The organism is Paenibacillus thermotolerans (assembly GCF_028745515.1).
In the GTDB taxonomy this organism is placed as follows: domain Bacteria; phylum Bacillota; class Bacilli; order Paenibacillales; family YIM-B00363; genus Paenibacillus_AE; species Paenibacillus_AE thermotolerans.
The window spans coordinates 46,008-58,143 of record NZ_JAQZSG010000018.1; the positions used below are offsets into that span (position 1 = coordinate 46,008).

General features: G+C 52.5%; 11 protein-coding genes. 7 read left to right on the top strand and 4 right to left on the bottom strand.

The window, feature by feature from the left end:
• Positions 1–80: 80 nt before the first annotated feature.
• Positions 81–755 (top strand): response regulator transcription factor, encoded by a 675-nt coding sequence (locus PT964_RS15505; RefSeq protein WP_274364273.1) that lies wholly within the window; start codon positions 81–83, stop codon positions 753–755.
• Complete coding sequence (locus tag PT964_RS15510; protein WP_274364274.1) at positions 749–2,134, top strand: sensor histidine kinase; 1,386 nt, start codon at positions 749–751, stop codon at positions 2,132–2,134. Before PT964_RS15505 ends, PT964_RS15510 begins: the two co-directional genes overlap by 7 nt.
• Here PT964_RS15510 and PT964_RS15515 read toward each other — a convergent pair.
• Positions 2,125–4,188 carry an ATP-binding protein gene (locus PT964_RS15515; RefSeq protein WP_274364275.1) on the bottom strand — a complete coding sequence of 688 codons (2,064 nt, stop codon included), beginning with the start codon at positions 4,186–4,188 and terminating at the stop codon, positions 2,125–2,127. The genes PT964_RS15510 and PT964_RS15515 overlap by 10 nt on opposite strands.
• 120 nt (positions 4,189–4,308) lie before the next feature.
• On the opposite strand from PT964_RS15515, the gene PT964_RS15520 reads away from it, so the two are divergent.
• Together PT964_RS15520 and PT964_RS15525 are read left to right on the top strand one after the other, a co-directional pair.
• Entirely contained in the window at positions 4,309–5,841 is a 1,533-nt protein-coding gene (locus PT964_RS15520; protein ID WP_274364276.1) for a stalk domain-containing protein, read from the top strand.
• 194 nt (positions 5,842–6,035) lie between these two features.
• Complete coding sequence (locus tag PT964_RS15525; protein ID WP_274364277.1) at positions 6,036–6,872, top strand: VOC family protein; 837 nt, start codon at positions 6,036–6,038, stop codon at positions 6,870–6,872.
• 320 nt (positions 6,873–7,192) lie between these two features.
• On the opposite strand, the gene PT964_RS15530 is transcribed toward PT964_RS15525, so the two are convergent.
• Positions 7,193–7,942, bottom strand: coding sequence for an SDR family oxidoreductase (locus PT964_RS15530; protein WP_274364278.1), 750 nt, complete (start codon positions 7,940–7,942; stop codon positions 7,193–7,195).
• A 157-nt stretch (positions 7,943–8,099) separates the two neighbouring features.
• Here PT964_RS15530 and PT964_RS15535 point away from each other — a divergent pair, with 157 nt between their 5' ends.
• Genes PT964_RS15535 through PT964_RS15545 form a run of 3 tightly spaced genes read left to right on the top strand, consistent with a single transcriptional unit; the run spans position 8,100 to position 10,305 of the window.
• Positions 8,100–9,014, top strand: coding sequence for an ABC transporter ATP-binding protein (locus PT964_RS15535; RefSeq protein WP_274364279.1), 915 nt, complete (start codon positions 8,100–8,102; stop codon positions 9,012–9,014).
• Positions 9,014–9,727, top strand: coding sequence for an ABC transporter permease (locus PT964_RS15540; protein ID WP_274364280.1), 714 nt, complete (start codon positions 9,014–9,016; stop codon positions 9,725–9,727). The genes PT964_RS15535 and PT964_RS15540 overlap by 1 nt, the downstream gene beginning before the upstream one ends.
• Before the next feature lie 50 nt (positions 9,728–9,777).
• Positions 9,778–10,305, top strand: a complete 528-nt coding sequence (locus PT964_RS15545; RefSeq protein WP_337995046.1) for an ABC transporter permease — start codon at positions 9,778–9,780, stop codon at positions 10,303–10,305.
• Between the two features lie 38 nt (positions 10,306–10,343).
• Here the strand turns inward: PT964_RS15545 and PT964_RS15550 are convergent, their stop codons facing one another.
• Positions 10,344–10,832 carry a cation:proton antiporter regulatory subunit gene (locus PT964_RS15550; RefSeq protein WP_274364281.1) on the bottom strand — a complete coding sequence of 163 codons (489 nt, stop codon included), beginning with the start codon at positions 10,830–10,832 and terminating at the stop codon, positions 10,344–10,346.
• A 21-nt stretch (positions 10,833–10,853) separates the two neighbouring features.
• Positions 10,854–12,071, bottom strand: a complete 1,218-nt coding sequence (locus PT964_RS15555) for a cation:proton antiporter (RefSeq protein ID WP_274364282.1) — start codon at positions 12,069–12,071, stop codon at positions 10,854–10,856.
• Positions 12,072–12,136: the final 65 nt, after the last annotated feature.

A 12,136-nucleotide genomic window follows, 5' to 3' on the forward strand; every position in this document is an offset into this window, starting at 1 on the left:
TGCCAGCAAGCGGCCGTCCCCTGCCGGAGACGGTCGCTTTTCATGTTTTTTCCGTTTATACTGGGTGGCGGGTGATTCAGATGAAAACTACGATTTTATATATCGAGGACGATATCGAGATTGGCTCCATAACGAAGGAGGATCTGGAAGGAAGAGGCTACTCCGTATGCTGGCTCACATCAGGAGACGGCGCGGCACAGCAAGCGGAGAGCGCCGACCTGATCGTGCTGGACGTCATGCTTCCCGGGCTGGACGGATTCTCGGTCGGGCAGCGGCTGAAAAGGGAGTTCCCTTCCACCCCGGTGCTGATGCTGTCCGCGCGCACGGCCGTCGAGGACAAGCTCCAGGGCCTGCAATTTGCCGACGATTACTTGACCAAGCCGTTTCATCCGGAGGAGCTCGCCGCCAGAATCGAGGTGCTGCTGCGCCGGAGCTCCCCTGCTGCACCGCAAGAAACGCACCTCGGCCATCTGACCGTCAGGGAACGGGAACATCGGGTCATCGATCAAAGAACGGGCGAAGACATCGTGCTTACGGGAAAGCAATTTCACATTTTTAAGTATCTCTTAAAGCATCCGAACCGAATATTGACCAAAGAACAAATTTATGAAGCGGTTTGGGGCGAGCCGTACATCGAAGGGGACAAGACGCTGATGGTCCATATCCGCTACTTGCGGGAAAAAATCGAAATCGATCCCGCGAATCCCGTCATTTTGGAGACGATTCGCGGATTGGGGTACCGGATCAAATGCTGAACTTCTTCAAACGGTCGCTCCTTTGGAAATATGTCGTCCTCATTTTGATCGCCATCGTACTTCTCCCTATTTCGTTTCCGGTGATTACGATGTTGATGTACCAGCCTTGGCAGAGCCGGCCGGCGGCTGACGAAAGTCTTTACCCGAACGGCGTGATCCTTGCGAATATGTGGAAAAGCGAAGCCGACGCGCTGGCAGGCTCGTCCGAGGAGAAGATTGCTGCACGGCTTGCGGAGCTGAAGGAAAAATACAAGGAAGCGACGATGCTGTATGTGAACCGCGACGGGCGAACCGCGCTGAAGCTGCCGGAATCGGCGGAGGCGCCCGAGCTATGGACGCCGCAGTATACGGCTGCTTTTATGAAGCGTTCTTACGGCGGCGATCCTTTCACGGCGGTCGCGTTGCTTAGCGATGGCGAAGGCAGCGAAAGCGGCGAAGACGGCTTTATTGTGTTTCAGGTGCCGCGGTCCGTCATCGTGAAGCCCGACGGACCGTCAGCGGCCGCTTCCCAATACGCCATCACCGCGACGCTCGCCGTTCTCGCCTTATTTTTGCTTATGTCGGTGCTTTTCTTTATCCGGGTTCGGCGGCGGCTCGTGCGGCTGCAGCACGCGATGCTGTTTCCGTCTGCCGGGGAGCCGCCGCAGCCCGTTCAGGTCAAAAGCACGGACGAAATCGGAATGCTCGAGCGCTCCTTTAACGACATGATCGAGCAGCTGGAGCGGAGCCGGCGGCGCGAGAAAGAAGAGGAGTCGCTGCGCAAGCAGCTCATCGCCAACCTTTCCCACGATTTGCGCACGCCGCTGACCGCGATTCAAGGGCATGCGCACCGGCTGCGGAACGAGCCGCTCACCTCGGCCGGCAAGCAGTCCGTCGAGCTCATCCACGGGAAGGTCGACTATTTGGGCCGGCTCATCGACAATCTGTTCTCGTACACGCTGCTCTCAACGGGCAAATACCCGTACCGGCCGCAGCGGACCGACATCGTCCGTCTTGTTCGCAATATATGCTCCGGCTGGTACCCTGCGTTTGAGCGGGAACATTTTGACATTGAGATCGATTTGCCCGACGCCTCCCTCTATTGGGACGTTGACCCGCAGTGGCTGGAGCGCGTGCTCGACAACTTCCTTCAGAACGTTATGCGTCACGCGAAGGAAGGAAAATTTGTCGGCGTACGGGTGGCCGAGTCGGATGGCCGGGCTCTTATTATGCTGCGCGACAAAGGGCCGGGCATGAACGGCGGCTCCCGCGAAAAAGGCGCAGGGATAGGACTTTCCATATCCGCGCTCATGCTCAAGGAAATGAACGTCGAATGGGATATGCACTCCACCGGTCAAGGCACCGAGATCGTTCTGTCGAAAGGGCTCGGTTACCTTTGAACGGACAACAGCTGATATAAACGCGCCAACGCTTTGTTCAAGTGCCGGTAATAGGTGGCCATGGAAAGATTCAGCCTTTCGGCGACCAGCTCATGCGGACGTATGTTTTGGATATAGGCAAGCTTGATCAGCTCGCTCAGCATGGCGTCTCTGTCGTCGGTTTCGGACATGATCGCGAGCGCATCCATAATATCGTCCTGAACGGAGCCCGCCGTCTTCGAGCGATGAGGGAACAACTGCGCATATACATCGGTTAGCGGCGAGCTGCCCGCGAGCTGCTTCCAATTTTTCATTATTTTTTTGAGCTCCACAACGCCGTCCTCTTCCCTTGGCGAGGCGGATGCGGCCGACGAACGGCTCGCTATTAATTTGTCGAGCTTCGTGATAAAGTCGTCCTTGGTCAAGTCCAACACGAAGGTGCGGTACTCCGTTCCGGCTTCGGTCGTCGCCTCCGCCCATTCCTTCCGCTCGAAGCCGCAGTACTCGAAAATCGGGAACCATTCCTCCAAACAAGTAAAATCAACAACCCATTCCGCCGCCGCAAAATGATTAATAATCGTATTCAACAGGTACGTCCTCGCCTGATCCTCCAGCTCGGGAATCATCCCGATGAACGCCAGAAAGTACGCCCTCGGACGCGGCTTCCAGCCGCCGGCGAGCCGCTTTAACAACGGCTCGGTCGAGAGCAGCTGCAAACAGCGTTCGTGCAGCGGCACCATGGCATAAAAGGCGACCATCTCATCCCGCTTCCACAGCGTCACGAACGAAGAGGGCTCCATCTCCCATACCGGGCGCAGCAGCGCGGAAAGATGCTTTTCCGGCACTTCCGACTTGGTTGCCGCCTGAAGATAGCGGGTATACAGCGACGAAACTTCCGGGAGATCGCTTTCGCGGCATTCCCGAAGCTCCATATCGTCTTCCATCTGACCCGAGAAGAACGTGCTTCGGACAAGCGGATCGTCGTGCAAATTCATTTTGTCCAGATGAAGCTTGTAACGCAGCTGCGGATTGTTCTTCTCTTCCCACCGGATATGTTCGAGTCCCTTGCGGCGCATCTGCTCATACGCATTCGGCTTTCGGCGCATAAAATCCTCAAGCGCCCAAGAACGAATGCTGTCGTGCAGCGTCCAATCCTCCTCCATCATGATAACGAACGGCATTTGGATAAACTGCCGAAACGCTTCCGTACTCATTTCCTCTTCCAATACCGCGGCAAGCCGCTCCTCGTTGAACCGCCAATACACCGAAGCGGCTTCGAGCAGCCGCTGAAACGAAGGCTCCAGCCCCTGCAGCAGCTCATTCATCAAAATGGAGACTAACCGGTATCGCTCCGCCCGATTGATCGGTCTGTTCTCTCCGCTGCGGAGCAGCAGTTCCGCCGCAAGCGTCATGGCAAGCGGAACCCCTCCGGAAAACCGAAACAATTGGGTTTGCCTGTTCAGATCGAGGAGACCTCTTTTTTGCGCGTACGATTCCACTTCTTTGTGCGTAAGCGCGGGAAGCTGTACCGAATGAATATTACCGTTCCATTCGGAGCGGAGCCATCCTCCGGTCAGCGGGTGACGTCCGGCCGTAACAATGCGAACGGAATCATCGAAGCGCTGAAGCCAGCCGGTCAGCCATTCTTCCAGCGGCCGCCAATATTCAAACGCGTCCAACAGCAATACGACGGGAAGTCCCGTATACTGGGAGCGGCGCATCAAATTCATGACCATTTCCGCTTCATCTAGCTCGGATTGATCCGGCTCCGGAAGCTGATCCGCAAGCTGCGCCAGAACGTCCTCTTTCCGGCGAATTCCCCTGCTCCCATTCACGTAGTAACAGCAAGCGTCCTTCATTTCCCTCCTAAACTGCAGCAGCAGCGACGATTTTCCGATTCCGCCCTGCCCGTATAGATGCAGCCACGGTTCCGGCGACTCCCTTAGAGCGTGCTTGCGCAGCGTCTCCATTTCCCGTTGTCTGCCGGCAAAATAAATGTGCTGCTCATGAAGCAGCTTTTCGCTAATTCGCATGGAAAGCACCCCACCGCCAATATTGCCCCGTATTAGTTTCATTATATTTGAATCCTAATTACAGGCATATCAAAAAATGAGAGTAATTTGATATTGTTTTTGGGAGTGTCCGCCGATTACCATAATTCGGAGACTTATACCATGTGAAACGAGGAGAGATTGATGTTGACAAAAAGGCGGCTTCCTATATTTTTGTCCGTTGTTGTCGGTGCCCTCTTACTCATGATCTTCATGCAGCAACCGATGCTTTCGGCGGCCAATGAGGTGCACGTTTATTTTGACGGAGAGCGGCTTCAGTTTGAGCATGCGCAGCCGGTTATCAAAGACGGACGCGCACTCGTCCCGTTCCGTAAGTTGTTCGAAACCTTAGGATTTCAGGTGAAATGGAATCAATCTTTGCGGCAAGCCGTCGGAGAGAAGGAAGGTCTCACGATTGAATTAACGATCGACAGCAACAAGGCGAAGGTCAACGGAAAGATTGTTACTTTGGACGTCCCCCCTCAGATTGTAAACAACAGCACGATGGTGCCGCTTCGTTTCGTCTCCGAGAACAGCGGGTATGCCGTCGGCTTCAGTACGAAAGGGTCGGTATCGACCATTACGATTGGAGACGAAGCCCCCGGCGGCAGTACCGGAAATGGCGGGAATGGCGAATCAAAGTCAGCCGATAAAGCCGAGCCCTATGTTGTGAAGGGCCGAGTTGTCGATCCTGACGGCAAACCGGTCAAAGGCGCCGAAGTGTTTGCCGACAATCAGCTTATTTATAACAGCAATCTTACGGTCGTTACGGATGCAGACGGGTATTACCGCATCGAGCTTCCGCTGCTCGCCACCACATGGAATATGGGCGGCTATTACAACTTAAAGACGGGCGGCAAGGAGCTGCAGATCGAATTGGAGTCCGTTACGGATGAGCCGTTTGCCGGTAACACCGGAGCCGTTCGGAATTTTGTGATGAATCCGAACACGAGCATCGGCGAGCTCTTTGTATATTCGGAAATTACCGATTTATTCAGCGAATCGGACATCATCATGACGATCACTCCGATCGTTAACGGCAAGGAAGGAACGCCGATCACCAAACGCGGCTATAACTTTCCGGGCGGCTTCGGTTTGAGGGAGCTGCCTGCATCAGGAACCTATAAAATAACTGCCCAGTATGCTCCGGAGGGAGCGGAGCCGAAGCCGGCGCTCGTTCGGGTACGGTTTGAGAAGGAATACAAGGAATCGACCCTATTTACTTTTAAAACGTTCGTTCCCGGAATCGAAAGAGCGGAAATTGAGGTCAAACGACCTGCAACCACCGAGCAACCCGCTTCCTCCGGTCAAACCGGAACTAACGGAACAACGCCCGCTGCAAATTCATCTCAGAAGGAAACAATCGGAACGCTTACGTTCCACTGGGACATCAGCGACGCTTTCGATAACGGGTACTGGGATTATGAGAGGGATGTTGTGGTTACGCTGACTCCCGTGGGTTCAAACACATCTATGAAGAAGACATACGAGGAGCTAGGGATCAGCCTGCCGGTCGGAACCTATAAGGCAACCGCCGTCTATGCCCCCTCCGGCCAATCGCCGGTCCCGATTCTACTTCGCGTGAAAGATACCGGTGAATATAAGCAGTCCGTCGAATTCAGCTTCACCGAAAGCGTCGGAAGCTTCTCCGCCGCGCTTGAATTTAAGATGCCGTAATCGACGCAAAACCGCCGTTTCAGTGAACGGCGGTTTCTCTGTTGGCAAAATGAGCTTGTTTGTTTGTCCTCATTGCCAAAAACGAAAGGACAGCGTAGTTATATAAACTTCACGTGGTCGTGGGACCATATGTTTGGTATTATGGTGTAAACTAGATGAAATACATAATGAATCCAACGAAAGGAGAGAGCAAATTGTCACCGGCAGAATCAAAAAACGCAGGAGTTCCGGAAATTTTGGATGATTGCATTGAAATCGATGTGCTATGGGATAATCACGACAAGGCGTTGGTCTGGTTTGAAACGTTTTTAGGGTGGACGAAGATGGCTGAGTTTGATTCGCCCGAACCGGAAATGTTGAAATTGCGGAATACAGGAGTTGGAGGCGGCAGCTTTTGGATACATTCCATACTCACAAATCAAAAATTGCCATTTCACTATGCTGAACGAGGGACAGTCGATCCAAATATAAGATTTTGCTTTAAAGTGCGTGATTTGAACAAACATCGTTCACTTTTTATGGAAAATGGAGTTCGGGTGTCAGACATTTATACGGCCAACGATGGCAACGAGTATTTTGATTTCTGGGCGACAGCTGAGGGCATCAGATTCAGTGTTCGGAATGACAAGGCGATGGAAGAAGATGGGCTGGGTTGGTACGGGTATCGGGTTGGAGTAACGAATTTGCAGCAAGCGGTCGCCTGGTACAACAAGCACTTAGGCATGCCGTTAAAGACGGTAGATGATGAGAGAGGGTTCGCGGTTATGGATTTGGCTGTGAACCACATGCCGGGCGTCTATAGTCCATGGGTGCTGGAAAAGGTTCCGGAGGGGACTTGCGTCGGCAATATAGACGGACCCGTTCGTCCGCTCTTCATCATCCATGATAGGGGTATGTTTTACGCTTACCACCAATATTTGACGGAAATCGGCGTTGAACCTGCACCCATCTCAGGATTTACGGGTGGGGGAAGAATACATTTTCAGTTCTACGATCCCGATGGAAATAGAATTAATATTACAAATTACTAACATAGTTTTGACGTTGAAATGATTTGTTATTTTTCACACGACGGAATACCCGGCTTTTAAACTACGACTGACCAATTGGCGTATATCGAAGTATGTTGCGTTGGATGGACACCGAGATTTTGATTCTGTATGTGAATTGGTTAGTCGTGGTTTTAAAAAAAGGCATAAAGTCCGCCTTCGAAGTATTTATATTCCCGTTCTCCTACTATTTTTCTCCCGTAGCCTTCAAAGAAAGCATCGATCTCCGAATCGGTTTCAATCGCATTAGGCTTTGGACGAATAGCTAAAGATACATCTCTGCCAGCTTTGAATCCGATCTCTTACTCTCCGGCAGTACGCCCGCCGTCAATTACCAATTCGTGACCGGTAACGAACGAGGCCGCCTCCGAGCATAACCAAATAACGGCCGTTGCGATCTCTTCAGCAGTGCCGATTCTTCCGATCGGATGCAATGCGTTTACGCTTGGAGGAACCCTTGTTCCGACCAATCGGGTATGAACGGTACCCGGACAAATGGCGTTGACCCTGATCCCTTTCTTTGCATATTCGAGCGCCGCGGATTTGGTTAGACCGACAATGCCGTGTTTGCTGGCGACATACGCCGGTACTTTTCTCAATCCGATCAAACCCGCTATAGACGACGTGTTAACGATAGCTCCGCCGCCGCTACTGAGCATCAGCGGAATTTCATGCTTCATGCATAGCCAGACGCCTTTTAAATTCGTATCGATTACCGCATCCCAGTCTTCTTCGAAATACATATGCGTGGGAGCGGCCTTCCCCGCTGCTACAATTCCGGCATTATTATGGGCAAAATCGAGACGGCCGTATCGTGTTTTGATCTCTTGAACCAAATGTTCTACTTCTTTGGATTTGGAAACATCAGTTCCAATACATACGGCCTCCCCGCCGCCAGCGCGAATATGGCTTACGGTTTCCAATCCTTTCTCCTCGTTTATATCCGCTACAACAACCCTGGCCCCTTCATTGGAAAATGCAACCGCGGCCGCTCTGCCAATCCCGTCTCCTCCTCCTGTAACCAATGCAACCTTGCCGTCAAATTGTCCCATTTCATCACCTCGGTAAACTTCACTTCTACATTAATTCAACGAATTGTTAATTTTCCCCTTTCCGTATTTGCCCTACTTTTTTTAAACGAAAATTAAACTTCCCTCCCCCTCACGTTTAAACTTCGGCGTTTACGATAATCGTCAGAGGTGATTAACGATGAGTCAGCCGATCATTCTAACGCACGGATTGACCAAAACGATCGGGAAGAAACCGGTGGTAGACGAAGTAAATCTTCAAATCAACAAAGGGGATATTTACGGCTTTCTCGGCCCGAACGGCGCCGGAAAGACGACGACGATCCGCATGCTGCTCGGACTCATAAGGCCGACGAAGGGAGATATTCAAATCTTCGGAAAAGACCTGCGCAAGAACAAAATATCGATTCTTCGCCGCGTCGGATCTTTAGTCGAGTACCCGTCCTATTACGGGCATCTTAATGCCGTCGAAAACCTGGAAGCCGTAAGGCGCATTACCGGGGCGGCGAAAAGCCGCATCGATGAAGTGCTGGCCATCGTCCGCCTCACCGGCGAAGCCAAGCGGGCGGTTAAAGGCTATTCGCTCGGTATGAAGCAGCGGCTCGGCATTGCGCTGGCGCTGCTCAGCGATCCGGAGCTGCTCATTCTGGACGAGCCGACGAACGGCCTGGACCCTTCCGGTATTCTGGAGATGCGGGAGCTGATTAAGCGGCTGCCCTCCGAATACGGAATTACGGTGATGGTGTCCAGCCATTTGCTGTCGGAAATCGACCAAACCGCGGGTAAAGTCGGCATCATTTCGCAAGGGCGGCTCATCTTTCAAGATTCGATCGAAGCGCTGCGGATGCGGTCGGCCAGCTCGATCCGGATTCAAGTCGACGATGTGCGGGGCGCCCACTCATTGCTGCTGTCAAAAGGCTGCAAGGCGGATATCGAAGACGGCTGCCTTTCGGTCGGCAATCGTTCGGACGAAGCGGTCGGAGCGATTGTGAAAGAGCTGGTACACCATCGAATTTCGGTCTATCGGGTCCAGGAGGAGAAGCGCACGCTGGAGCAAATATTCCTCGAGCTTACCGGAGGGGAGGTCAGCTTATAATGCTTTCGATTCTCTCTTCCGAGTTGTTGAAGCTTCGTAAGACGGCCGTTTGGTTCCTGGTCGTGCTCGGCCCGGTCGGCGTCGTTGCGCTGCAAGCCGTAAATTTCACTTTGCGCTACGATTACTTGATCCCCTTGTATGCGGACGATTTGTGGGGCGGCTTGATCGAAAATGTTCGGGCTTTAACGGTTCCGACGTTAATGATCGGGCTTACGATTATTTCTTCGCTTGCCGCCAATATCGAACATCAGACAAACGCATGGAAAATGAATGCGGCGCTGCCTGTGCCGAAGGGATACCTGTTCGCAGCCAAATTTGCAACGATTTGCTTTCTGCTGCTCGTTTCCTGCGTACTGCTCGTTCTCGGCACTTTGACGCTCGGCATCGCGCTTGGCTTCGATGCGGGAGATGTTCCCGCCGCCAAGCTTCTGGAGTCGGCATTGTATCCGTATTTTGCTTCCGTCACGTTCGTTGCGCTTCAAGTGTGGCTTTCGGTTACGGTGAAAAATCAGGCCGTTGCGCTGACGGTCGGCATTATGGGCACCGTCTTTTCGTTGTTCGGCCTGCTGCTCCCCGATTGGACGCCGTGGAAATGGCCGCACCTCGATAATGAATGGGAACAACCGGCATACTCCGCAGCGGCGGGGCTCGGGCTCGGAATGCTGCTGTTTGCGGCCGGCGCGGCGCATTTTGTCAGAAAGGATGTGCTGTAAGTGATTGGCGTGCTGAGATCGGAATGGATCAAATTGGGGAGGTCCCGCCTATGGCTGCTCGTCTTCGTCAGCCCTTTGATTGCGACACTCGCGGGGTTCGCCTACAACGAAGCGACTGCACTGCCTTGGGAACTCACTTCGCCAAGTTTGCGTTAACGGCGGCGATGCTGGCGGCGGCTCAGCTGTTGTTCCTGACCGGATTGCTGCTGATCGGACTGGTGAAGGGCTATCCCGCCCCTATTCCTTGGGATGGCATCGGCCGCAGCGTGTTCGGCGGCTGGGTCGCTTGTTTGCCGCTTGCCGCACTGCAGCTTGCCGTCTCCACCGCATGGTCCAGCTTCGCGGCGCCGATGGCGGTGGACGTCATCTTCACGCTGCCGAACATTCTCGTGGTCAACTCGGCGAAGTACGGGCCGTACTATCCGTGGGCACAGCCGATGCTTGCCATGGCATCCGGCGGCGCCGACAGCTTCGGCGCGTTCAACGTTCCGCTCGAGACGCTGCTGATCGTCATCCTTGGAAGCTTCTTGCTGTTTTTCGTCTCCGGCCTCGTTTATTTTCAAAGGAGATCGTTCTGAAAGAAAAAATACACCCGTCAGCAGCGACGGGTGTACCTTTATCCGTTCAATAACAAATCTTTCAGCTGTTTAATTTGCTTTCGCTCGCCGGCAATAACGAGCGTTACTCCCTCTTCCAGAACGTCTTCCGGTCCGGGAATAATTTTTTGGCATTGCTTGCCTACGATGGCTAAAATCGTAGCGCCTGTTCTTTGGCGAATCTGCAATTCCTCAATCGATTTGCGGACACTGGCAAAATGCGGTTCCATCTTGCACCATTCAATCACTAATTCGTCGAGACTGACCTCGATCGTTTCCAACGCCTTCGGCCGATAGTTCATCCCGCCGATGATAGCGGCAACCTGTCTCGCTTCCTCGTCGTCCAGCGTCACCAGAGAGACGCTTTCGTCCGGGTCGTCGTTCTCGTAATGATACAGTTCCCTTCTTCCGTCGTCATGGATGACGACAACCAGCTTATCTCCGGACCTGGCGTCTATTTGAAATTTTTTGCCGATTCCCGGCAGATCCGATTCTCTAATGGTACTCATGAATGAAAGCCTCCGTTTCCATTATCCATTATTTTTTTCTTTTGCCAGCGGCTTGCTCCATCCGAAAATTTTGTTCAGTCCGTTATAAATACGCTTTGATTCTTTGGCCGCCAGAGGACCCGCAATAGCCAATATTAATACATACAAAGCGGAAAAAGGCTTGAGCATCGGCAAAAGTCCCGCGGAAATTCCGAGGTTGGCGACAATGATCGTAAATTCGCCCCGCGCCATAACCGTAAGTCCGATATTGGCGGAAGCTTTATGAGAAAGTCCCGCATTCCTTCCGGCAATCATTCCCGCAACGATATTCGCAACGACGGTCAACAACACCGCCCCTATTGCTATTCCTGCGGCATCGCCGAGCGTCAGCGGATCGATGCTCAATCCGAAGCTGAAAAAGAATACGGCTCCGAAGAAATCCCGGAACGGGACGACAAGATGTTCGATCCTCTTGCTTTGTTCGGTCTCGGAAAGAGCCAGACCGAACAACAATGCGCCGATCGCTTCCGCCACATGCAGCTTTTCCGAAAATCCGGCGATGAAAAATAACGCGGCAAACACGACGATGATAAATATTTCGTTCGAGGTGATGTGCAGCAGCTTATTCAGCAACGGAGTGCCTTTTCTCGCAATCACGAAAAACAACAGCATATATCCTAAAGAAATTCCAACGGACAAAAGGATTCCGCCAATAGAGGTGGCGCCGCCCAGCAGCAGTCCGGACATCACCGACAGGAACACGGCAAGAAACAGATCGTCGAACAAAATCATGCCCAAGATGAGCTCCGTTTCGGAATTGCCGGTCCGTTTCAAATCAACCAACACTTTCGCCACGATCGCCGTCGAGGATACGGACAGCATCCCGGCAACGATCAACGCTTCATACAAAGGGAAGTTTACCAGAAAACCATAGACTAGCCCAGCCAAAAAATTGAGCAATACGTAAACGGTTCCCCCGATGACGATGTTGCGCCCGGACTTTACGAGCTTGGAGACGGAAAATTCCAGCCCTATATAAAAGAGTAAAAACAGCACTCCGATTCGTCCGAGGAATGAAATGACTTCTTGGCTCTCAATAAATCGGAAGTCCAAAATGCCGAACGCCGGAGCGTGCGGACCGACCGCCATTCCGAGTACAATAAGAAACGGTATAATGGAAAATTTTAATTTTCCGGCCACTAGCGAAGCGATCGCAATGAGCGCCAGGGCCGTTCCCACCTCAAAAATCATATGATCCATACAATTTGTACCCCTCCCTATTTATTAATTTTTCTTATGACAATTTAATAATACACAAAAAATCG